A 21,279-nucleotide genomic window follows, 5' to 3' on the forward strand; every position below is an offset into this window, starting at 1 on the left:
CCGTGCTCCGAGTCTGGTCGCGCCGCTTACAGCTTGCCCTTGGCGGCGAGGTCCATGTAGCTGGCGTCGAAGCGCAGCTTCACATTGGCCTTGTCGCCGAGCACGGTCTTGTCGCCGAGCTCGATGCCGACCGCATCGGCCGACTTCGCGCCCTTGCCGAGCAGTTCCTTCTCGAACAGGAATTTGCGCACCCGGTCCATGGTCTTGCCGACCGTGGCGCTCTTGGTGAAGGCTTCGGCGTCGGCCGGCTTGTCGAACAATTTGGTCGAGGCGAGCTGGCTGTCGAAGCCGGCGAGATCGGTGCCGGAGGCCTTGGCCATCGCTTCCTTGGCGGCCTTGCCGTCGGCGCCGGCCGCGGTCATCTTGGCGATGGTCTCGTACCAGATCCCGACCAGCGCCTTGGCGAAGTCCGGATTGTCCTTCACCACCGCGGTGTTGGCGACCATCAGGTCGATGATCTCGCCGGGGATCTGCGAGGAATCGAACACCTTCTTGGCGTCCGGCGCGGTGAGGATTTCGGCGACGATCGGATTCCAGGTCACCACCGCGGTGACTTCGGGGGTCTTGTAGGCGGCGGCGAGATCGGCGTCGGAGGTGTTGACGACCTTGATGTCCTTTTCGGCGAGCTTCTTGGTCTCCAGCGCGCGCGCCAAGAGATAATGCGACACCGAGAACTCGACCAGGTTGACCTTCTGGCCCTTGATCGCGGCGAGATCCGACTTGCCCTTCAGGATCACCGCGTCGTTGCCGTTGGAAAAGTCGCCCATCACCAGCGCGGTGGTGTCGACGCCGCCGGCGGCGGGGATCGACAGCGCGTCCATGTTGGTGATGGTCACCGCGTCATAGGAGCCGGCGGTGTATTGGTTGATCGATTCGACGTAGTCGTTGAACTGCTTGACCTCGATGGTGATGCCGTATTTGTCGGCCCATTTCTTGACGATGCCGGTGTCGGCGGCATAGCCCCACGGCATCCAGCCGACATAGATCGACCAAGCGACCTTGAAATCCTTCTTCGGCGCGGCGTCGGCACTCGACACGGCTACGGCGATCATTGCCGACGCCAGAGCCATGTTTCGGAGAATGGAGCTGAGTTTGTTCATTGCGATCCCTCTTGTAAAAAATACAAAAAGGGAATGGCGATAGACCATCGCTTCGCCAATCCCTTGGCCAACGAGGTCTCCCGGGCTTTTGTCCCGCCGTGTCCTGCGAGGATGTCTCCCCCGCAAGCGGCCGCTCTCGGACCAGCACCCTGCATCACGCAAGGCCGGAACCCTAGCAGCCAACTCCAGCTGCATAATGCAGGAGCCGTGCCATGCTGGCAACCGTTGAAATGAAACCGCTTTCCGGATGCCGTCGCGGCGGCCGGTTGTTCGGAACGGCGGCCGCTGGGGCATTTGCCCAACATTTGCGCAGCCGCCATCGCTATATTAACAGAGCAATGCTGTTGTTGTGGCGCGGCGCGGCAAGGGGACATAAAACGGCTTCACCCAGGCGACTGTGATGATCATCCGCTCAGGCCCAGGTGAATGAATCACTGAAGCAATTGGAAAACCATGGCCAAGACCAACGCCAACATTGCCAAGAAGGCGCGCGCCAAAGCCGAGGCGGATTTTGCCACTTGGCTGATGATGGCCAAGCTCGGCAGCTTCGAGGATCTGCCCGCCAACGCCCAGGAGTTCCTGTCGCGCTATCGGGCGCGGTTCGGCGAGATGAGCGAAGCCAAATCCAAGACCGTCGCGGTCAGCGAAATCTATCTGACGTACTATAGAGAGATGGGCGGCACCGGCACGGCGCCGGAGCCGGAGCAGCGACCGGTGTCGAAATCGGCGACCGACGACAACGTCGTCAAGTTTCAGAAGCCGCGCAAGCCGGAGAAGCCGGCCAAAGCCGCGGCTCCCAGTGCGGCCAAGCGCCCGATCCCGGCGCTGCTGATCTTCGCCGGTATGGTCGCGCTGATCGCCGCCTACAAATTCCTCGCCGGATAGGCCGCGCTCGCGCGAGGCGGCATTTGTCCGCGGCTTTTGCGAGGCCTTCGCATCGGATCGCCTGCGACGTCGCGCCTCAGGATCCACAACGATGCGTCTCGCAGGACGCCTTGCACCGTCGAGGGGCCACATCTAATTTGCCGCGCAGTTAGTTTCCGCCACGATCCGCGAGAGCCTTTGCAATGACCGACCAGAAGCTCGAATTCATCGACGGCCAACTCAAGGCGCTGTTCAATATCGTCGTGCTGCTCATCAATACCCACCCCGACCCCGCCGCGCTGAAGACCGACGTGGTCGAGGACGAGGTCGACGAGGCCACGCTGGTCGACGGCCAGCTTCCCGCCGAAGCCTTCCTCGACGGCATGAACGACGTCAATCAGAAATTGATGCTCGCGATCGACGCCGCGATCGCCCGGCGCAGCGCGGCCGGCAAGTAACAGGCTCTCCGTAGTTGCGCCATCCGGTCGCGGACGCGGCGCAGCGCGTCGCGCTGCTCCGCAGATCCGGGACCGGCGCAGAGGCAGCGTCGTCATGGCCCCGGATCTGCAACACCACGCCGCGAGTGCGGCGCTTCGCATTGCGTCCGGGGCACGCACTCATTGTAAGCCTCCACAATTTCAACAGCGCGCCGCGACCGACCGACGCGCGATGACTTCGTCTGGCGAAGTTTGGAGCGAACCAAAATTGCAACTGTAGCGAAACTTGGATCGATGTGGTTACGCGACCCAGCGGCCGCTGATTACCGCTCCAATATCTCCATCTGTAACAATGGCCATGCGCCTTGGCCTGCTGGCGTTTCGGCGCGGTGACGCCACTTGGGGTAGATCATCGCTGCTCGACACCGGCTGGGCATCCGCGGAGTCTGGCATCAGCATCACCGAGGCGATGCCGATCGTGGTCTTGCTCCAGGCCAGCTTGGAAGGGCCGCGTGACAGCACGCCATTAGATGTTCTGACGCCGCCTGCCCCAGCGAAATGATGCTCATCAGCCCGAACTCCCCCGCTCGCGATGATTTGCCGCGAACTTGCAGAGGACACGCAGGCGACGCCCCAATTTTCTCTTGGCTTTGCGACTACGTCGCTGCAACGGATCAAAGCGCTCAACACGCGGGTTTATAGATGTTCTAATCTTGCTGCGTTCACGGGGCGTATTTGCTGCCAAGCGCCAGCGGTTGGTCCGGCGGCTTCGTCGTTCAAGTTCGTGATGGCGAGCGGAGTTCGGCGCAGCGCCGCGTGAAAGCGAAGCAAGCCAGCGCCACACCGGCGGCCCTGGATTACTTCGTCGCAACAGTCCCCCGCAACCACAGACTTATAAATCTCTCGTTGAATGCTGCATGAAGGACACCCGATGCGCGGCGCGCTTCAGGGCCATGTCTGGAATACGACAGCGGTCGCCGCGCACTCTAGAGAGATTCCAAATCGTGTCTTTTAGCGATTCTAAAATGACACACGGCTTGTTTCTTTCAATCGCGAAGCGGTAGCGATAGACCACTCAAGGGGCGCGGCTGATGCCTTCGGCGCGCTGGATTGCGCGGACGTCGCTCGGCCAACAACGACAAAAGAAACCAACGTATGTTAGTGAGTTCACTTCACGGACGCATGCCGCGCTCGCGCGATCGCGCTGGCCGATCCCGGATCGCGGCGCTGCTGTTGGCGGCAACGCTTTGTCTCACCCCGACTCTGATGATGGCGCAGGCGCCGGCGCCCCAGCCGCCCGCAGTCTCCGACTCCGCATCGCCGCCGCCCGCCACCGAGCTTGCCACGGCCTCCGAATTGGCGCCGGTGCTGCCGCACGATCTGACGCCGATCGGGATGTTCATGGCCGCCGATTCCATCGTCAAGATGGTGATGATCGGTCTGGCGCTGGCGTCGGTCCTGACCTGGTCGGTGTGGCTCACCAAGACCATCGAACTCGCCACCGCGCGCCGCCGTTTAGGCCGCGATCTCGGCATCGTCGAAGCCTCGCAGACGCTGCGCGAGGCCTGCGCCAAGCTGCAGGACGCCGACAGCGACATCGCGGTGCTGGCGCGCGCCGCGGCCGGCGAATTGCAACGCTCGCAGGACACCGCCAATCACGACGGCATCAAGGAACGCGTCGGCTCGCTGTTCAGCCGCATCGAGGCAGGCGCGGCGCGGCGGATGACGCGCGGCACCGGCATCCTGGCGACCATCGGCTCGATCGGCCCGTTTGTCGGGCTGTTCGGCACCGTGTGGGGCATCATGAACGCTTTCATCGGGATTTCGAAATCGCAGACCACCAATCTGGCGGTGGTGGCGCCGGGCATCGCCGAGGCGCTGCTCGCCACCGCGCTCGGCCTGGTCGCGGCGATCCCCGCGGTGGTGATCTACAACATGTTTGCGCGCTCCATCATGGGCTATCGCGGCCTGTTGAATGACGGCTCGGCCGAACTGATGCGCATGGTGAGCCGCGACCTCGACCGCGTCTCCTACATGCCGCGTCGGCACGCCGCCGAATAGCCGGGGGAAGAGCGCGTGGCCGGACAGCTTCAGACCGCATCTGCCGACGACGAGATGCAGCAGCTCAGCGAAATCAACGTCACGCCGTTCATCGACGTGATCCTGGTGCTGTTGATCATCTTCATGATCGCAGCCCCGCTCGCCACCGTCGATATCGCCGTGGATCTTCCTGCCTCGACGATGAAGCGGCAGCCGCGGCCGGAGAAGCCGATCTTCGTCACCATGAAGGCGGATCGCTCATTGGCGGTCGGCGAAAATCCGCTGTCGCGCGACAGCCTCGCGGCGGCGCTCGATCAGGTGACGTCGTCGGACCGCACCAAGCGGCTGTTCGTGCGCGCCGACAAGACCATCCCCTATGGCGACGTGATGACGCTGATGAACGATCTGCGCGGCGCCGGCTATCTGAAGATCGCGCTGGTCGGGCTGGAGAGCGCCACGCCATGAGTGTGGCCTCCTATCGCGGCGTCACCCGCAAGGATTTTGCGCGCTGGGGGCTCTGCTTTGTGGTGACGCTGAGCCTGCACGGCGCGGTCGCCGCGGCGCTGCTGGCCAAGCCGCCAGCGGAAGGCGATACGCAGGATTCCGTCACCGCGATCGATGTCGATTTCACCACCGAATCCTTCAAGGACTCCCAAGCCCGCGACGTCGCTCCCGGCGAGGAGCAGATGCAGACCGACGCCGCTCCGCCGCCGATGGAGAAGGCCGAACTCAAGGCCGAGGACAAGACCGAGCCGGTCAAGGATCCGCAGCCGACGCCCGACGAACCGATAGCGACGCCGCCGTTGCCGGCGGTGGCCGAGCCCGACGTCGCGCTCGACACCGCGGCGCCGCCGGAGAAAAAGAAAGAAGAAGAAAAGAAAGACGACGCCGAGAAGACTCCGAACGCGGCGCCGCCGGTGGTCGCGGCCTCCGCCACCACGGCGCCAACGGCGTCGGCCGCGCGCACTGCGATGCTGGTGAGCTGGAAGCGGCAGCTGGCGCTGCATCTGCAGCGCAACAAGCGCTACCCGCCGGACGCCCAGGCGCGGCGCGAGAGCGGCGTCGCCAAGGTGTCGTTCGTGGTCGACCGCCAGGGCCGCGTGATGTCGAGTTCGATCGTCAAGGGCAGCGGCTCGGAGGCGCTCGACCGCGAGACGCTGGCGCTGTTACAGCGCGCGCAGCCGTTGCCGGTGCCGCCCGCCGAGGTCGGCGGCCCCCAGTTCGCGTTCTCGGTGCCGATCCTGTTCCAATTGAAATGATGCCGCGGCTGGCCCGCGCCGCGTTCGGCTCGCGCGCCGGCCGCAGGCTGGCGCGCTATCGCGCCGTGGCCAGCAGATCATCAGCCTTGGCCCAGAGCACGCAATGCTGTCCGACGCGGCCTCGCGCGAGCGTGCACAATGCCTGCGCCAGCGCGCGGCCGGCACGCCGCTCGACGAACTCGCGCTGCCAATGTTCGCGCTGGTGCGCGAGGCGGCGCGGCGCACGCTGGCGGAAGCCCACGTCGCCGAGCAGCTGATCGGCGGCTTGGCGTTGCGCGACGGTTGCGTCGCCGAGATGCAGACCGGAGAGGGCAAGACGCTGACCGCAACCTTGGTGGTGGCGGTGGAAGAGGCGCACAGACGCGGCCAACCGGTGCTGATCGGCACGCCCTCGATCGAGCACTGCGACGCGGTGGCGGCGTATTTTGCCGCGCACGGCTGGAGCCAAGGCGATGGCGAAAGAACCTTCACCGTGCTGCACGCTCGCCACCACGCAGACGAGGCCCGTATCATCGCCAAGGCCGGCGGCTGGAGCATCTGAAGCGGCGGATCGGCGACCGCCGGCTGCCGCAGCACAAGCTGATCGCCGAATTCCAGATCGAAGCCTTTGCGCTGTTCGAATTGCTCGCGCGCGAATTCCGCCACGAGGTGACCGCGCATGCGATGCGGCTTGGGCCCGAGCGCAGCTCGCTCGCATCATCGATCGGCCATTCGCCGACGGTATCCTAATCACAAACACCGTGGCCGAGCGGGTCGCGGGAACCAAACTGTTCCCTGCCGCTTATTTTAGGTTCCCTGACGATGGCGAGCGATCCCATGACCAGCCTCCCGCACGATAACGACAAGCTGCCGCCGCACGATGTCGATCTGCATCCGGCCGAGCAGCGCCCGGACCCCGCCGAACTGCGTCGCGGCGCTGCCGGATTGCCGCCGGACGCCGCCGACTTTTCTCCCGAGTCCCCCGATCCTGTGACTCCATTGCGATCCGAGATCGCGGCGGACCCGGCGATCGCAGCCGCGCCGGAGGTCGCCCCCGCGGCGAGCTGGCGATCAAGCATTTTCGGCTTCGTACGGCAGGAATGGCAGTATTTGTCGATGCTGGTGCTGGTACTGTTCGGAGTGGCCTACACCGGCCTATCCGACGAGCCGATCCGTGCCTATTGGATGGTGCTGACGCCGCTGGTGGGCGCGATCTGCGTCGCCGCCGGCTGGGGCGATGCCGCCAGCCGGCAAGACCGGGTGCGGTTGATCTGGACCCAGGCGCTACATTGGATTGCGGTGCTGCTGGCGATGGAATTGGTCTATGTCTCCGACGTGACCCGGATCATGACCGCCGAAGCCGGCGCGCTGTCGGTGCTCACGGTGCTGGCGCTCGGCACGTTCACCGCGGGCGTCCACCTCAAGGCCTGGAAGATCGGCTTGGTCGGGGTGCTGCTGGCGCTGGCCGTCCCCGGTATCGCCTTCCTGGAGCGATCGGCGATGTTCCTGGTATTGATCTTGCTAATTGCAGCCGCTGTGGTGGCGCCGTTGTGGTGGACCGTGTCGCGGTGGAATCCGTCGCGCCGCGCGCCGTCGTCCGACGCCGCCGAGCCGCTGTAACGCCACGCGTCAGGCGCTTCAGCCGTCGTTGCAGGACCTCTTGCGACGAATCCATCCAGGGCTCCCCCGCGAGGCTGATGGATTGCTTCGCTGCTCGGCCGACGCTACGCGCCGCCCGCGGCTCGCAATGACGACGCTCGTCGCTGCTCGTTCGGTCACGCCGCCAGAGCGGCTCCGGCTTGACCGCGACGCCGCCTGATGTTGTATGCGAGCCAGTCTGAATGCGTTGGAAAGACTGGACATGAAGATCGCCGTCCCCACCAAAGACTGGGCTACCGTCAGCGGCCACGCCGGGCAGTCGCACTGCTGGCTGGTCTATGATCTGACCGACCAGTCCGCCGGCCAGGCGCTGCCGGCCCCCGCCCGCGTCGAATTGACCAAAGAGCAGCTGCCGCATTATTTCAAGGACGACGGCCCGCATCCGCTCGACGGCGTCGAGATCATGCTGGCGGGCAGCGCCGGCGACGGCTTCATCCGCCACATGAAGAAGCGCGGCGCCGACGTGCTGCTGACCGGCGAGACCGATCCGGTGCTCGCGATCAACCGCCTGATCGCCGGCGAAGCCTTGCCCGATCAGCGCTTCGACATCACCACCACGCTGTGCCGCCTGCGCGACCTGTTCTCGCGGCATTGAGCGAGCGCCCGTCGTCGCTGCGTTCGCAGGGACGACGCATTGAGAGGTCGCACCACGCCTCTCCCGTCATTCCGGGGCGCGAGCAGCGAAGCTGCGAGCGAACCCGGAATCTTGCCGCACGGCCAAGCGGCCGCGCAGCGCCGCAGCTGTTGCGAGATTCCGGGTTCGCTCGGGCTGACGCCCTCGCGCCCCGGAATGAAGGCCTGTTATTTTGCCGGCGCACCGATCAACCAATTTCCAGGCGCGCCGATCCACCAACAGGCGTCTTGCCCGATACAAACTAATCCGGCGCCCGCAACCGATAGCCGATGCCGGTTTCGGTGAGCAGGAATTGCGGCCGCTCCGGGTCGGGTTCGATCTTCTGCCGCAGCTGCCGGACATAGACCCGCAAATATTGCGCGTCGGTGAGTTCGTTCCATAATTCCTTCAGCAGAAAACGATGGGTCAGAACCTTGCCGGCGTGCTGCACCAGCACCCGCAGCAAGTCGTATTCCTTCGGCGACAGCTTGATATCTTTCTCGCCGACCTTGACGAGGCGGCGCACCAGATCGACCGACAGCGAGCCTGCGTGAAACACCGGGCGTTCGCCCTGCACCTGCAATTGATGGCGCAGCGCCGCGCGCATCCGCGCCAGCAATTCCTCCATACCGAACGGCTTGGTGAGATAATCGTCGGCGCCGAGATCGAGCGCCTGCACCTTGCCGGCCTCGTCGCCGCGGCTCGACAGCACCACGACCGGCACGTGGGCGTCGCGGGCGCGGATGATGCGCAGCAATTCGTGACCCTGGATGTCCGGCAGGCCGAGATCGAGAATGATCAAGGCCGGCTGTTGCGCCAACAGCTCCAGCGCGAGCTTGCCGTTGCTGGCTTCGAGAATGTCGTAGCCCTGGGTGCCGAGCCCCATCCGCAGCAATTTGCGGATCGGCGGCTCGTCGTCGATCACCAGCACCTTGATCGGAACGCCGCTCATGCCGCGGTGTCCAATGCTGCGCGCGCCGGCGGCACCGGCAGCCGGATGCTCAGCACCGCGCCGCTGCGATCGCTGCGATTGGCCGCCGTCATCGAGCCCTGCATCGCCTCGATGAAGCCGCGCGAGATGGCGAGCCCAAGCCCGGTGCCGGCGCGCACCTGATCGGATTTACGCACCCGATAGAATTTGTCGAACACCGTTTCCAAATCCTCCGGCGGAATGCCCTCGCCCTCGTCGATGATCTGCAGCAGCACCGCGTCGCCATGGCGCGCCGCCCGGACGGTGATGGTGGTGCCGAGCGGCGCATATTTGGCGGCATTGTCCAACAGATTGAAGATCGCCTGCTCGAACAACACGGCGTCGATCTGCAGCATCGGCAGCTCGGCCTCGAGATCGAGTTGGACGTTGTGGTGCGCGAGAATCGTCGCGGCGCGGCGCAGCGCGCTGCCGACCACGTCGCCGAGGTCGTGCAGCGCCGCATTCGGCACCACCGCGCCGGCTTCGAGCCGCGTCATGTCCAACAGGTTGGCGATGAAGCGGTTGAGCCGCTCGGATTCTTCGACGATGCTGCCGATTAGTTCGGCGCGCTGCGCATCCGACAGTTTCGGCGACAGATCGCGCAACGTCGAGGCGGCGCCGAGCACGGCGGCGAGCGGCGTCTTCAGGTCGTGCGAGATCGAGGTCAGCAGCGCCTGGCGCAGCCGATCGGATTCCGCCGAGCGCTTGACCCGGTCCATGTCCTCGACCAATTGCACCCGCTCGATCGCCAGCGCGCCCTGATCGACCAGCGCGTCGAGCAGCCGGCGCTGGTCCGGCGTCAGCAGCGGCCCGCTGCGATCGTCGTCGATGCCGATCACGCCGATCGGGCCGCGGCCGGTGCGCATCGGCAGAAACAGCCGCTTGGCGCCGGGCAGCGTCTCGGAGCCGCGTCCCGCCGGCCGATCATTGCTCCACGCCCAATTCGCCGCCGCGAGGTCGGCGTCGTCGAGCTGGTCCTCGGGCGGATAGCCGGCCTTCACCACGATGCGGCCGTCCTCCGGCAACAACAGCACCACGCGGACGTGCAGCATCAACGCCGCCTGATAGGCGGTGGCCCATAATACGTCGTCGAGCGCCGCGGTGCCGGCGAGCTTGCGGCTGAAGGCGTACAGCGATTCCGTGGTGCGCACCCGGCCGATCGCCGACACCGCCTGGCTGCGCACCCGGCCGGCGAGATTGGAGACCAATAGCGCAATCAGCATGAAGAACAGGAACGCCGCGATATTGGTCGGCTCGGCGATCGTGAAGGTATAGAACGGCGGCAGAAAGAAGAAGTTGTAGCACAACGACGCGGTGACGCTGGCCAGCAGCGACGGAAGAAGACCGTAGCGCACCGCGACGCTGACCACTGCGGTGAGAAACACCAGATCGACGTTGACGACGCCGAAGGTCGGCTCGATCAAGATAGCGAGGCCGAGCGCGGCTGCGACCATCAGCACCGCCATCAGATAAGGTCTTGGATCGAACGAGTCGTTCCGCTCCAGCGTCTTCACGGTCTTGCGGGCCACCGGATCGGCGGCAAGTTCCTCGCCGGCGATGACGTGGACGCTGATATTGCCGGCACGCCGGATCAGATCGTGCACCACCGAGCCGCGCAACAATTCCACCCATAGCGAGCGGGTGGATTTGCCGACCACGATCTGAGTGACGTTGTTGTTGTGGGCGAAGCTGATGACGTCGTCGGCGACGTGGCGGCCGCTGCCCGGGATCGTCATCCCCTCGCCGCCCAGCGCCTCGGCCAACCGCAAGGTGTCGGCGAGCCGGTCGCGTTCGACCTCGGTCAGCCGCTGCGCGCTCCTGGTCTCGACGCAGATCGCGCTCCACGGCGCGTGCAGCCGGTCCGCCAGCCGTCGCGTGTAGCGTACCAGGCCGGCGGAGCGGGTGTCCTCGTTGATGCAGACCAGGATGCGCTCGCCGGCCGCCCACGGCCCGGCGATCGCGTTGGCCTGCATGTGGTTGAGCAACTGCTCGTCGACCCGCTCGGCGGTGCGGCGCAGCGCCAATTCGCGCAGCGCCGTCAGATTGCCCGGCGAGAAGTAGTGCTCCAGCGCGCGCTCGGCTTGCTTCGGCACATAGACCTTGCCCTCGCGCAGCCGCTGGATCAGATCGTCCGGGGTGAGATCGACCAGCTCGATGGCGTCGGCGCGGTCGAAGATCGAATCCGGCACGGTCTCGCGGACACGGACGTGGGTGATCTGCGCCACCACGTCGTTGAGGCTTTCGATGTGCTGGATGTTCACCGCGGTGTAGACGTCGATGCCGTGGCTGAGCAGTTCCTCGACGTCGAGATAGCGCTTGGGATGGCGGCTGCCGGGCGCGTTGCTGTGCGCCAATTCGTCGACCAGCGCCAATCGCGGGCGCCGCGCGATCAGCGCGTCGAGATCCATCTCGTCGAGCACGTGATCCTTGTAGTCGAGCCGGCGGCGCGGGATCACTTCGAGGCCTGCGAGCAGCGCCTCGGTCTCGGAGCGACCGTGGGTCTCGACCACGCCGACCACGACGTCGACGCCGGCCTTGCGCTTGGCGTGGGCGCTTTGCAGCATCTCGAAGGTCTTGCCGACGCCGGGCGCGGCGCCGACGAAGATCTTCAGCCGGCCGCGGCCATCGTCCTCGCGACGCGCGGCGTCGAGCAGCGCGTCGGGCGAGGGTCGTTGGTCAGCGTTGCGGCGGTGATCGGCCATATCGCATCATAGCCTCTGCCCGGCGGCCGGCCTAGTGTTGGCTACTTCGCCGCATCGAGCGCCAGATTGAGCGCCAGCACGTTGACCCGCGGCTCGCCGAGCAGCCCGGCCAGCCGGGCTTTGCTGTGATCGCTCACCAGCTGGCGCAGCCGCTCCTCTGACAGTCCCCGCGCTTTGGCGACGCGCGGCACCTGGAACAGCGCGGCCTCCGGCGAGATGTCGGGGTCAAGCCCGCTCGCCGAGGTGGTGACCAGATCGACCGGCACCGCGGCGGAGGGATTCTCCGCCTTCAGCTTGTCGACATCGTCCTTGACCCGGTCGATCAGCGCCTTGTTGGTCGGGCCGAGATTGGAGCCGGCGGAGTTCGCCGCATTATACGGCGCCGGCACCGTCTTGCTGGAATCCTGCGGATCGGCGGCCGTGGTCGCCGAGGGGCGGCCATGGAAATACTTGTCTTCGGTGAACGGCTGGCCGATCAGCGCCGAGCCGATCACCTGGCCGTCCTGTTCGATCAGACTGCCTTGCGCCTGCTTCGGGAAGATCACGCCGGCGAGCGCGGTCATCGCCAAGGGGTAAGCCAGGCCGGTGAGCAGCGTCAGCGCCAGCAACAGCACGATGGCGGGCCGGATTTCTTTCAACATGATCGTTCTCCTCAAACCAGATGCAAAGCGTTGACCGCAAGGTCGATCGCCTTGATGCCGACGAACGGGATAATCAAGCCACCGAGCCCATAGACCAGCAGGTTGCGGCGCAGCAGCGCGCCGGCGCCGATGGCGCGGTAGGCGACGCCCTTCAAGGCCAGCGGGATCAGCGCGATGATGATCAGCGCGTTGAAGATGATCGCCGACAGGATCGCGCTCTGCGGGCTCGCCAGCTGCATGACGTTGAGCGCCTGCAGCTGCGGATAGAAGGCGAGGAAGATCGCCGGGATGATGGCGAAGTACTTCGCCACGTCGTTGGCGATCGAAAACGTGGTCAGCGCGCCGCGCGTCATCAACAGCTGCTTGCCGATTTCCACCACCTCGATCAGCTTGGTCGGGTTGGAATCCAGGTCGACCATGTTGCCGGCTTCGCGCGCCGCCTGCGTTCCTGTGTTCATCGCCACACCGACGTCGGCCTGCGCGAGCGCCGGGGCGTCGTTGGTGCCGTCACCGCACATCGCTACCAGTTTTCCTTTGGCCTGTTCGTCGCGGATCAGTTTCAATTTGTCCTCCGGCGTGGCCTGCGCCAGGAAGTCGTCGACCCCGGCTTCGGCGGCGATCGCCGCTGCGGTCATCGGATTGTCGCCGGTGATCATCACGGTGCGGATGCCCATCCGCCGCAATTCGGCGAAGCGCTCGCGAATGCCGCCCTTGACGATGTCCTTGAGGTGAACAACGCCGAGCAGCCGGCCGTCCTTGGCGACCGCCAAAGGCGTGCCGCCGGCCTTGGCCACCTCGTCGGCGATCGCGAAGATCTCCCGCGCCGGCTCCGACATCGACGCCATCGCGCGCGCCGCGTTGCCTGATGCGATGGCGCGCGACCGCCCACCGCCTTCGACATGGTTGAGGATCGCATCCACCGCGCCCTTACGCACCCAGGACGCGCCGGCATCGACGCCGCTCATCCTTGTCTGCGCGGTGAACGGAATGAAGGCGGCGTTGAGCTCCGCCATGTCGCGGCTGCGCAGGCCGTGCTTCTCTTTCGCCAGCACCACGATGGAGCGACCTTCCGGCGTCTCGTCGGCCAGCGAGGCCAGCTGCGCCGCATCAGCCAGTTCAAGTTCGCTGACGCCGTGCACCGGGCGGAATTCGGTGGCCTCGCGATTGCCGAGCGTGATGGTGCCGGTCTTGTCGAGCAGCAAGGTGTCGACGTCGCCGGCGGCCTCCACCGCGCGGCCACTCATCGCCAGCACGTTGAAGCGCACCAGCCGGTCCATGCCGGCGATGCCGATCGCCGACAACAGCGCGCCGATCGTGGTCGGGATCAACGTCACGAACAGCGCCACCAGCACCACCACCGAGATCGAACCGCCCGCATAGGCGGCGTAGCTCGGGATCGTCACGGTGGCGAAGATGAAGATGATGGTGAGGCCGATCAGCAGAATGTTCAGCGCGATCTCGTTCGGTGTCTTCTGCCGCGCCGCGCCTTCGATCAGGCCGATCATGCGATCGAGGAACGAGGTGCCCTTCGATGCGGTGATCCGCACCACGATGCGATCGGAAATCACCAGCGTGCCGCCGGTCACCGCCGAACGGTCGCCGCCGGATTCGCGGATCACCGGGGCGGATTCGCCAGTGATCGCCGCCTCGTTGACCGAGGCCACGCCGCGGATCACTTCGCCGTCGCCGGGAATGATATCGCCGGCTTCGACCAGCACCAGATCGCCTTGCTCCAGCTGCTCCGCGGCGACGCCTTCGTAGAGTTCGAAGTTGTCCTCGATCAGCAGCCGCTTGGCCTTGGTGTTGGAGCGGGTCTGCCGCAGCGTGTCGGCCTGCGCCTTGCCGCGGCCTTCGGCGACCGCTTCGGCAAAGTTGGCGAACAATACGGTGAACCACAGCCACAGGATGATCTGGAAGGTGAAGCCGAGATCGGCGCCACCCTGCACCACGTTTTTGGCGAAGATCACCGTGGTCAACGCCGCGACGACTTCGACCACGAACATCACCGGGTTCTTGATCATCAGCCGCGGATCGAGCTTGACGAAGGCCTGACCGACCGCCGGCAGCATGATCGCCGGATCGATCATCGCCGAGCGGCTGGCCCGCCTGCTGGTTTTGAGTTTATCCATTGAGGTCACTCCGAATGTGGTCGATCAGAACAGGGTGTTGGCGGTCATCGCGAGGTGCTCGACGATCGGGCCGAGCGCCAGCGCCGGAAAGAAGGTGAGACCGCCGATGATCAGGATGACGCCGACGACCAGGCCGATGAACAGCCCGCCGGTGGTCGGCAGCGTGCCGGCCGAGGCCGGGATCGATTTCTTCGCCGCCAATGATCCGGCCAGCGCCATCGCCGGCACGATCATGAAGAAGCGGCCGACCAACATCGAGGTGGCGAGCGTCAGATTGTAGAACAGCGTGTTGCCGGTGAGCCCGCCGAACGCCGAGCCGTTGTTGCCAGTCGCCGAGGTGAAGGCGTACAGCACCTCGCTGAAGCCGTGCGGGCCGGGATTGGCGATCGACGCCACCGCGGACGGCAGCACCACCGCCACCGCGGTCCAGCCGAGATACATCAACGGCAGCACCAGGATCGCCAGCATCGCCATCTTGACCTCGCGGGCCTCGATCTTCTTGCCGACATATTCCGGCGTTCGGCCGACCATCAAGCCTGCGACGAAGATCGCCAGCACCACGAACAACAGCATGCCGTAGAGCCCGGCGCCGACGCCGCCGACGATGATCTCGCCGAGCTGCATGTTGATCAGCGGGATCATGCCGCCGAGCGCGGTGAACGAGTCGTGCATGGCGTTGACCGCGCCGCACGACGCGGCAGTGGTGATCACCGCGAACAGGCTGGAGGCGACGATGCCGAAGCGGACTTCCTTGCCTTCCATGTTGCCGCCGGCGAGCCGCAGCGCGTTGAGGCCGGTGGTGCCGCTGGCTTCAGCCCAATAGGTGATCGCCACGCCGGCGATGAACAGCACGCCCATCACGCCGAGGATCGCCCAGCCCTGCCGCTGATTGCCGACCATGCGACCGAACACGTTGGTGAAGCCGGCGCCGAGCGCGAAGATCGACAGCATCTGCACGAAATTCGACAGCGCGGTCGGGTTCTCGAACGGATGCGACGCGTTGGCGTTAAAGAAGCCGCCGCCATTGGTGCCGAGCATCTTGATCGCCACCTGCGACGCCACCGGGCCGACCGCGATGGTTTGCTTGGCGCCTTCCAGCGTAGTGGCGTCGACATAGGCATTCAGCGTTTGCGGCATGCCCTGCCACACCAGGAACAGCGCGTAGACGACGCAGATCGGCAGCAGCACGTAGAGCACGCAGCGGGTGACGTCGACCCAGAAATTGCCGATGGTGCGCATCGAGGAACGCGCGAAGCCGCGAATGAGGGCGACCGCCAACGCGATGCCGGTCGCCGCCGAGAGGAAATTCTGAGTCGTCAGGCCGAGCATCTGCGACAGATAGGACAGCGTGCTCTCGCCGCCGTAGTTCTGCCAGTTGGTATTGGTGAGGAAACTGATCGCGGTGTTGAACGCGAGATCCGGCGCCACCGCCGACTGCTCCTGCGGATTGAACGGCAACACCGCCTGCAGTCGCAGCACGGCATAGAGAATGAGAAAGCCGCCGACGTGAAACAATAGCATCGCCACCGTATAGGTGAGCCAATGCTGCTCGCGCTTGGCGTCGACGCCGCCGAGCCAGTACAGCCCGGCCTCGACCGGCCGCAGCAGCGGCGACAGCGGCGTCCATTCGCCGGTGAACACCCGCGTCATGTACCAGCCGAGCGGCTTGGCCAGCGCGACCACGATGGCACAGTACAATGCGATTTGAATCCAGCCGATGAGTGTCATGGTGTTCGCCCTTCAGAAACGCTCAGGCCGCAGCAAGGCGTAGGTCAGGTAGATCAAGAGCCCGACTGTCACGATGCCGGCGAGGGTGAGATCGAATGTCATGGGTGTGCTCCTCAAAGCCGGTCGCAGCCGTAGGCGTAGCCGACCGACAGCGCGAAGAATCCAAGCCCGAGGCCCAGCATGAGAATGTCCAGCATGAGATGCTCCGTTGCGCGGTGATCTTGGCCGGCGGATCAGATCCCGGCCGAGTGATCAGGTGCGCCTGCCGGCATAGGTTTTCGAGGCGGCAGCGGCAGCGGACTTATAGGAATCTCATAAAGGCCGGCCTGCGGAACCGACGCCGCCCAATTGCGGCCCCCAATTGCGGCCTTGGCTTCGCGCCGGCGATAGCGCTATGCCTCTCGCCGTTCACGGAAAGACGGGGTTCGCCTAATGAAGTGCCTGTGCTGCGCCGACAAACCGTTCGATCAATGTTGCGGGCCGCTGCTCGCCGGGACCACGCCGGCGGCAACTCCGGAAGCGCTGATGCGGTCGCGCTATGCGGCCTATGTCCGAAAGGACTTCGACTATATCCTCAACTCCACCGATCCGCAGGTCCGCGACGAACTCGACCACGACGCCAATCGCGCCTGGATGGACGGCTCGACTTTCACCGGGCTGGATATCTTGAGCAGTTCGCAGCAGGGCAGCCGCGGCGAGGTGGAATTCATCGCCTGGTTCCGGCAAGGCACCGGCCCCGAGCAAAAGCACCACGAGCGATCGGAGTTTCGCAAACATCGCGGCCGCTGGTTCTTCCGCGAAGGCCGCATGGTCGCCAACCGCGCGTGATGCCAAGCACCGCCGGTCGAAGGCGGCCGCCGATTCCGCGATCCATCGCCGCTAGACCGTATCCTACTACTCCAAACAGCAAGCCCCGCGCCGCCTCGCCGGCGAGACTGGGGATAACTGGTGGTTTGCTGGACAGCCGTCATCCCGAAGCGATAATGGGCGGGACCCGGTCTTTTGAGTCGGCTGAGTCGGAGCGTAATCGTGTCGTTGCAAGTGGCCATTCTGAAGGTGTTGTCGAGCTATCCCAACGGATGCGCGACCGTTGACATGCTCAAAGCCGACCTCGCGATTCTGGGCGCCAGCGGCAAAGACTGGACCGACCGGATGAATCAGATGTTGGCGCGCGCCCCGCAGCTCGACATCTTCGGTCAACGCCTCGTGGTTCGGAATGCCCACGGCTGGGAAGTGACCGCTGCCGGCCGCGAACTGCTGTCGACCATTGAGGTTGTAAACGTCGACGCGCCGCGCTCTGCCGTGCCCACCGCCGAGGCCTCGGCTGAGATGGCCGACACAACAGCCGTCGCGAATTCGCCGGCGTCCCCTGCGGCGCCCGACTCCGAGCGTCAGCGCTCGGCGCGGCCGCAACGCAACTTCGTGATCATCGAAGGCGGAAAATCGTTGCTGTCGGCACCCGGCGCCCCGGCTGATCGCCTTCCGCAGTCGACCGCGGCGGAACAAGGCTCGGGCAGCCTCGATCCGATCGACCCTCCGACCGCGGATTGCTGCGTTGCGCCGAACCGGGGCTGAGAACGAGCGTTCGCGTTATCGCGTGAACTGGATCGCCCACATGATCAGCAGCATCGCCGGCACGCTGATCGCGCAATAGGTGAGCCATTTCAGCAGCCCGGCCGCAATGCCCCGGCGAAACGCCGCGATCAGCCGATAGGTCATGATGATCCACGGCAGAATGACCCCGACGACGATCGCGTCTACGTACCAACTCATCTCGTGTTCCCTTGCTTCGCGCCAAACATAACATGCGCGAGAGCCCCGCCATGTCGGCAATTGGGATGATGACGTCACCGCGCCGGCGCTGCAGCAACCGTTGATCGCTGTCCGGGCCGCCTTACGCAACGACGCAGATGCAGCGACACCCGCGCACCACGCAGGATTGCAGCGGCGCAATTCGCCGCCCGTTGTGCGGACAATAAGCGGGGTGTGGCGCTGCGCACCGCCACCGAGACCGTCTGTTGGTGATTTCCGCGGCTGAAACCGCGACGACGACATCGAAGTCAACATTCGCTGATGCCGCGCAAAAGCCCCGTGCTATCATCGCCGGCAGCAAACCGTCGGACTTCGGCGGCTGACATCTCGAGAGTGGGAATTGGCGTATGGTGCGCATCGGCGTTCTGACCGTCTCCGACCGTGCCGCACGCGGCGAATATGAGGATCTCGGCGGCCCCGCCGTGGTCGCCTGGCTCAGCCGCGCCATCACCAGCCCCTGGGAGGCGGTCGGCCGCGTCATTCCGGACGGCGTCGACAGCGTGCGCGAGGCGCTGATCGCGCTGTGCGACGTCGACAAGGTCGACCTGCTGTTGACCACCGGCGGCACCGGCCCGTCGCCGCGCGACTGCACCCCGGAAGCCACCGAGGCGGTGATCGAACGGCTGATGCCCGGCTTCGGCGAAGCGATGCGGCTCGCCAGCCTGCAACACGTGCCGACCGCGATCCTGTCGCGGCAACTCGCCGGCACCCGCGGCAAGACGCTGATCATCAACATGCCCGGCAAGCCGGCCTCGATCGCGGTGTGCCTGGAAGCGGTGTTCGCCGCGGTGCCGTATTGTCTCGACCTGATGGGCGCCGGGCGGATCGAAACCGACGCCTCGGTGATTGCCGCATTCCGGCCGAAATGACGATAGATCGCGGCGACCGCGATGCGCCGCTGAGCGTGGGCGAACGCATCCGCGTCCGCGGCCTGGTGCAGGGAGTCGGCTTCCGCCCCTTCGTGCACGCGCTGGCGCAGCGCCTGGCGCTTCTGGGCTCGGTGCACAACGACAGCGAAGGCGTGCTGATTCACGTCGCCGGCGAACGCGCCGCAATCGAGGCGTTGGTCGCGGCGATCAGCGATGAGGCGCCGGCACTGGCCCATGTGGTCACGATCGAGCGCGCGCCGTGGAGCGCGCCCTCTGGCCTCGTGACATTTGCGATCGCGTCCTCGCCGGCCGAGCACGGTGGTCGCAACACCGCGGGCGTGGTGCCGGATGCGCGGATCTGCGCCGCCTGCGCCGCCGAAATCGACACGCCCGGCGAGCGCCGCTATCGCTATGCGTTTGCCAGTTGCACCGCGTGCGGTCCGCGGTTCTCGATCATCGACGCGATCCCCTACGACCGACCCAACACCACGATGCGCGACTTCGCGCTGTGCGCGCCATGCCGCAGCGAATACGACTCCCCGGCCGACCGCCGCTTCCACGCCCAGCCGATCGCCTGCCCGGATTGCGGCCCGCAGCTGTGGCTGGAGAACGCCGCCGGCGCGCGGGTGGCCGCCGACGATCCACTCACCGCCGCCGTCGACGCCTTGCGGCAGGGAAAAATCCTCGCGCTGAAAGGCCTCGGCGGATTTCACTTGGCCTGCGACGCCGGCAGCGAAGCCGCGGTCGACGCCTTGCGCGCGCGAAAACGTCGCCCCGCCAAACCCTTCGCGCTGATGGCGGCGGATCTCGAAGCTATCCGGCGCTTCTGCCGGGCCGATGCGCAGGAAGCCGCGCTGCTTTTGAGCCCGGCGGCGCCGATCGTGCTGCTGCCGTGGCGACACCATGAGGGGCTGGCCGCCGCGGTGGCGCCGAACCAGTCGCTACTCGGCTTCATGCTGCCGACCACGCCGCTGCATCATCTGCTGCTGAATGAATTCGGCGGCGCGCTGGTGATGACCAGCGGCAACGTCTCCGGCGAACCTCAAGTGATCGACAATGCCGACGCGCAGCGCAAGCTCGGCGGCTTCGCCGACTGTTTCCTGATGCACGACCGGCGGATCGCGCGGCGGCTCGACGATTCGGTGGCGCGCGTGGTCGGCGGCGAAACGCGGCTGTTGCGCCACGCCCGCGGCTACGCGCCGGCGCCGCGCACGCTGCCGCCGGGGTTCGCTGCGGCGCCGCCGGTGCTGGCGCTGGGCGGCGAAATGAAAGGCGCGATTTGTCTCACGCGCAACGACGAGGCGCTGCTGTCGCATCACCTCGGCGATCTCGAAGAGCCGTTGACCTATCGCGAATTCGTCCGCGCCATCGACGACTACGCGCAGCTGTTCGACCATCGCCCTTCTCTGCTCGCGGCCGATCTGCACCCGGCCTATCGCAGCTCAGCCTGGGCCGAGCAAGCCGCCGCCGAGCGTGCTCTGCCGCTTGCGCGCGTGCAGCATCATCACGCGCATATCGCGTCCGCGATGGCGGAGCGGGGCTGGCCGCGCGACGGCGGCCGCGTCGTCGGCATCGCGCTCGACGGCATCGGCTATGGCAGCGACGGCACGGTGTGGGGCGGCGAGATTCTGCTGTGCGACTACATGGACTTCACCCGGATGGCGCACTTGAAACCGGTGCCGCTGCCGGGCGGCGCCCGCGCGGTGACGCAGCCGTGGCGCAATCTGCTGGCGCAGCTCGACGCGGCGTTCGGCACTGAGGGCACCGCGGCGTGCCTGCCGGCATTGCCGGGCGGCGCGATCCTCGCCGCGCAACAACTTGGCGTGCTGCGGCAGGCGATGGCGCGCGGCATCAATTCGCCGCCGTCGTCGTCCTGCGGCCGGCTATTCGATGCGGTCGCTGCAGCCCTCGCGCTGGCGCCGGCGCAACTAAGCTTCGAGGGCGAAGCGGCGATGGCGCTGGAGGCGTTGGCCAGCGGCAGCGCTGATACGCGCGGCTATCCGTTTGCGCTCGACACCGCGACGACGCCCTGGAGCATCGATCCGGCGCCGATGTGGCGGGCGCTGTTAGACGACCTTGCGGCCGGCGTGCCGATCGCCGCTATCGCGGCACGGTTTCACTTCGGGCTCGCCGACGCATTCTGTGATTGCGCGCTAAAGATCGCCAAGGCCAACGACGCGCAAGCGATCGCGCTCGGCGGCGGCGTGTTCCAGAACGGTCTGTTACTTCAGGCTTGTCTCGCGCGGCTCAGTGCAAGTTCGCTGCCGGTGCTGTCGCCGGCACAAATCCCCGCCAATGACGGCGGGCTGGCTTACGGCCAGGCGATCATCGCCGCCGCGCGGGCGCTGGCGTAGCGCGTTCGGCTGGCGCCGCGTTGTCAAAGCAATGCGGCCCGTGTCCCGGACGCGCTGCAGCGTTCTTCACGCTGCTGCGCGAGCCGGGACCGTTCCAAGCGCTGCATTCCGTAACGGCTCCGG

General features: G+C 66.0%; 20 protein-coding genes and 1 riboswitch. Of the genes, 12 read left to right on the forward strand and 8 right to left on the reverse strand.

Annotated features, from left to right (window positions below):
• Window positions 1-26: 26 nt before the first annotated feature.
• Window positions 27-1,052: a putative urea ABC transporter substrate-binding protein gene (locus tag RPC_RS22740; RefSeq protein ID WP_415914761.1), complete on the reverse strand. Its 1,026-nt coding sequence runs from the start codon at window positions 1,050-1,052 to the stop codon at window positions 27-29.
• A gap of 123 nt (window positions 1,053-1,175) precedes the next feature.
• Window positions 1,176-1,287, reverse strand: a riboswitch (guanidine-I (ykkC/yxkD leader).
• A gap of 266 nt (window positions 1,288-1,553) precedes the next feature.
• Between RPC_RS22740 and RPC_RS22745 the strand changes: the two genes are divergently transcribed.
• The 8 genes from RPC_RS22745 to RPC_RS22785 all read left to right on the forward strand — a co-directional run bounded on the left by RPC_RS22745 (window position 1,554) and on the right by RPC_RS22785 (window position 7,933).
• Window positions 1,554-1,985: a hypothetical protein gene (locus RPC_RS22745; protein ID WP_011474937.1), complete on the forward strand. Its 432-nt coding sequence runs from the start codon at window positions 1,554-1,556 to the stop codon at window positions 1,983-1,985.
• A gap of 182 nt (window positions 1,986-2,167) precedes the next feature.
• Window positions 2,168-2,422, forward strand: a complete 255-nt coding sequence (locus RPC_RS22750) for a hypothetical protein (protein WP_011474938.1) — start codon at window positions 2,168-2,170, stop codon at window positions 2,420-2,422.
• Between the two features lie 1,161 nt (window positions 2,423-3,583).
• Window positions 3,584-4,462, forward strand: a complete 879-nt coding sequence (gene exbB / locus RPC_RS22760) for a tonB-system energizer ExbB (RefSeq protein WP_157043277.1) — start codon at window positions 3,584-3,586, stop codon at window positions 4,460-4,462.
• A 15-nt stretch (window positions 4,463-4,477) separates the two neighbouring features.
• The gene (gene exbD, locus RPC_RS22765; RefSeq protein ID WP_011474941.1) at window positions 4,478-4,906 is read left to right on the forward strand and encodes a TonB system transport protein ExbD; all 429 of its coding nucleotides are present in this window, start codon (window positions 4,478-4,480) and stop codon (window positions 4,904-4,906) included.
• The gene (locus RPC_RS22770) at window positions 4,903-5,700 is read left to right on the forward strand and encodes an energy transducer TonB family protein (protein WP_011474942.1); all 798 of its coding nucleotides are present in this window, start codon (window positions 4,903-4,905) and stop codon (window positions 5,698-5,700) included. Before exbD ends, RPC_RS22770 begins: the two co-directional genes overlap by 4 nt.
• A 103-nt stretch (window positions 5,701-5,803) precedes the next feature.
• Window positions 5,804-6,241 carry a preprotein translocase subunit SecA (ATPase RNA helicase)-like gene (locus RPC_RS22775; protein ID WP_011474943.1) on the forward strand — a complete coding sequence of 146 codons (438 nt, stop codon included), beginning with the start codon at window positions 5,804-5,806 and terminating at the stop codon, window positions 6,239-6,241.
• 275 nt (window positions 6,242-6,516) lie between these two features.
• A complete protein-coding gene (locus tag RPC_RS22780; RefSeq protein ID WP_208855625.1) occupies window positions 6,517-7,299 on the forward strand; it encodes a hypothetical protein in 783 nt (260 codons plus the stop codon).
• A 241-nt stretch (window positions 7,300-7,540) separates the two neighbouring features.
• Window positions 7,541-7,933, forward strand: a complete 393-nt coding sequence (locus RPC_RS22785; RefSeq protein WP_041802216.1) for a NifB/NifX family molybdenum-iron cluster-binding protein — start codon at window positions 7,541-7,543, stop codon at window positions 7,931-7,933.
• A 280-nt stretch (window positions 7,934-8,213) separates the two neighbouring features.
• Here the strand turns inward: RPC_RS22785 and RPC_RS22790 are convergent, their stop codons facing one another.
• Genes RPC_RS22790 through RPC_RS25740 form a run of 6 tightly spaced genes read right to left on the reverse strand, consistent with a single transcriptional unit; the run spans window position 8,214 to window position 16,223 of the window.
• A complete protein-coding gene (locus RPC_RS22790; protein WP_011474946.1) occupies window positions 8,214-8,903 on the reverse strand; it encodes a response regulator in 690 nt (229 codons plus the stop codon).
• Window positions 8,900-11,623 carry a DUF4118 domain-containing protein gene (locus RPC_RS22795; RefSeq protein WP_011474947.1) on the reverse strand — a complete coding sequence of 908 codons (2,724 nt, stop codon included), beginning with the start codon at window positions 11,621-11,623 and terminating at the stop codon, window positions 8,900-8,902. Before RPC_RS22795 ends, RPC_RS22790 begins: the two co-directional genes overlap by 4 nt.
• Window positions 11,624-11,664: 41 nt before the next feature.
• Window positions 11,665-12,264 (reverse strand): K(+)-transporting ATPase subunit C, encoded by a 600-nt coding sequence (locus RPC_RS22800; protein WP_011474948.1) that lies wholly within the window; start codon window positions 12,262-12,264, stop codon window positions 11,665-11,667.
• An 11-nt stretch (window positions 12,265-12,275) separates the two neighbouring features.
• Window positions 12,276-14,393, reverse strand: a complete 2,118-nt coding sequence (gene kdpB, locus RPC_RS22805; RefSeq protein ID WP_011474949.1) for a potassium-transporting ATPase subunit KdpB — start codon at window positions 14,391-14,393, stop codon at window positions 12,276-12,278.
• 24 nt (window positions 14,394-14,417) lie between these two features.
• The gene (kdpA, locus tag RPC_RS22810) at window positions 14,418-16,121 is read right to left on the reverse strand and encodes a potassium-transporting ATPase subunit KdpA (RefSeq protein ID WP_011474950.1); all 1,704 of its coding nucleotides are present in this window, start codon (window positions 16,119-16,121) and stop codon (window positions 14,418-14,420) included.
• A 12-nt stretch (window positions 16,122-16,133) separates the two neighbouring features.
• Entirely contained in the window at window positions 16,134-16,223 is a 90-nt protein-coding gene (locus tag RPC_RS25740; protein ID WP_080507376.1) for a K(+)-transporting ATPase subunit F, read from the reverse strand.
• A 330-nt stretch (window positions 16,224-16,553) separates the two neighbouring features.
• Here RPC_RS25740 and RPC_RS22815 point away from each other — a divergent pair, with 330 nt between their 5' ends.
• Both RPC_RS22815 and RPC_RS25195 read left to right on the forward strand, forming a co-directional pair.
• On the forward strand, window positions 16,554-16,949 hold the full coding sequence (locus RPC_RS22815) for a YchJ family protein (protein WP_011474951.1): 396 nt from the start codon (window positions 16,554-16,556) through the stop codon (window positions 16,947-16,949).
• 201 nt (window positions 16,950-17,150) lie between these two features.
• Window positions 17,151-17,696, forward strand: coding sequence for a hypothetical protein (locus RPC_RS25195; RefSeq protein WP_157043278.1), 546 nt, complete (start codon window positions 17,151-17,153; stop codon window positions 17,694-17,696).
• A gap of 15 nt (window positions 17,697-17,711) precedes the next feature.
• Here the strand turns inward: RPC_RS25195 and RPC_RS22825 are convergent, their stop codons facing one another.
• A complete protein-coding gene (locus RPC_RS22825) occupies window positions 17,712-17,894 on the reverse strand; it encodes a hypothetical protein (RefSeq protein WP_011474953.1) in 183 nt (60 codons plus the stop codon).
• A 389-nt stretch (window positions 17,895-18,283) separates the two neighbouring features.
• Here RPC_RS22825 and mog point away from each other — a divergent pair, with 389 nt between their 5' ends.
• Both mog and hypF read left to right on the forward strand, forming a co-directional pair.
• Window positions 18,284-18,802 (forward strand): molybdopterin adenylyltransferase, encoded by a 519-nt coding sequence (gene mog / locus RPC_RS22830; protein WP_041803228.1) that lies wholly within the window; start codon window positions 18,284-18,286, stop codon window positions 18,800-18,802.
• Window positions 18,799-21,156: a carbamoyltransferase HypF gene (gene hypF / locus RPC_RS22835; RefSeq protein WP_011474955.1), complete on the forward strand. Its 2,358-nt coding sequence runs from the start codon at window positions 18,799-18,801 to the stop codon at window positions 21,154-21,156. Before mog ends, hypF begins: the two co-directional genes overlap by 4 nt.
• Window positions 21,157-21,279: the final 123 nt, after the last annotated feature.

The sequence above is a fragment of the Rhodopseudomonas palustris BisB18 genome, from assembly GCF_000013745.1.
Lineage (GTDB): Bacteria > Pseudomonadota > Alphaproteobacteria > Rhizobiales > Xanthobacteraceae > Rhodopseudomonas_A > Rhodopseudomonas_A palustris_F.

Bases quoted from the DNA above. Each gene is read 5' to 3' on its own strand.
- RPC_RS22740 (WP_415914761.1), bottom strand. From the start codon at position 1,052: ATGATCGCCGTAGCCGTGTCGAGTGCCGACGCCGCGCCGAAGAAGGAT.
- RPC_RS22745 (WP_011474937.1), top strand. From the start codon at position 1,554: ATGGCCAAGACCAACGCCAACATTGCCAAGAAGGCGCGCGCCAAAGCC.
- RPC_RS22750 (WP_011474938.1), top strand. From the start codon at position 2,168: ATGACCGACCAGAAGCTCGAATTCATCGACGGCCAACTCAAGGCGCTG.
- exbB (WP_157043277.1), top strand. From the start codon at position 3,584: ATGCCGCGCTCGCGCGATCGCGCTGGCCGATCCCGGATCGCGGCGCTG.
- RPC_RS22770 (WP_011474942.1), top strand. From the start codon at position 4,903: ATGAGTGTGGCCTCCTATCGCGGCGTCACCCGCAAGGATTTTGCGCGC.
- RPC_RS22775 (WP_011474943.1), top strand. From the start codon at position 5,804: ATGCTGTCCGACGCGGCCTCGCGCGAGCGTGCACAATGCCTGCGCCAG.
- RPC_RS22780 (WP_208855625.1), top strand. From the start codon at position 6,517: ATGACCAGCCTCCCGCACGATAACGACAAGCTGCCGCCGCACGATGTC.
- RPC_RS22785 (WP_041802216.1), top strand. From the start codon at position 7,541: ATGAAGATCGCCGTCCCCACCAAAGACTGGGCTACCGTCAGCGGCCAC.
- RPC_RS22790 (WP_011474946.1), bottom strand. From the start codon at position 8,903: ATGAGCGGCGTTCCGATCAAGGTGCTGGTGATCGACGACGAGCCGCCG.
- RPC_RS22795 (WP_011474947.1), bottom strand. From the start codon at position 11,623: ATGGCCGATCACCGCCGCAACGCTGACCAACGACCCTCGCCCGACGCG.
- RPC_RS22800 (WP_011474948.1), bottom strand. From the start codon at position 12,264: ATGTTGAAAGAAATCCGGCCCGCCATCGTGCTGTTGCTGGCGCTGACG.
- kdpB (WP_011474949.1), bottom strand. From the start codon at position 14,393: ATGGATAAACTCAAAACCAGCAGGCGGGCCAGCCGCTCGGCGATGATC.
- kdpA (WP_011474950.1), bottom strand. From the start codon at position 16,121: ATGACACTCATCGGCTGGATTCAAATCGCATTGTACTGTGCCATCGTG.
- RPC_RS25740 (WP_080507376.1), bottom strand. From the start codon at position 16,223: ATGACATTCGATCTCACCCTCGCCGGCATCGTGACAGTCGGGCTCTTG.
- RPC_RS22815 (WP_011474951.1), top strand. From the start codon at position 16,554: ATGAAGTGCCTGTGCTGCGCCGACAAACCGTTCGATCAATGTTGCGGG.
- RPC_RS22825 (WP_011474953.1), bottom strand. From the start codon at position 17,894: ATGAGTTGGTACGTAGACGCGATCGTCGTCGGGGTCATTCTGCCGTGG.
- hypF (WP_011474955.1), top strand. From the start codon at position 18,799: ATGACGATAGATCGCGGCGACCGCGATGCGCCGCTGAGCGTGGGCGAA.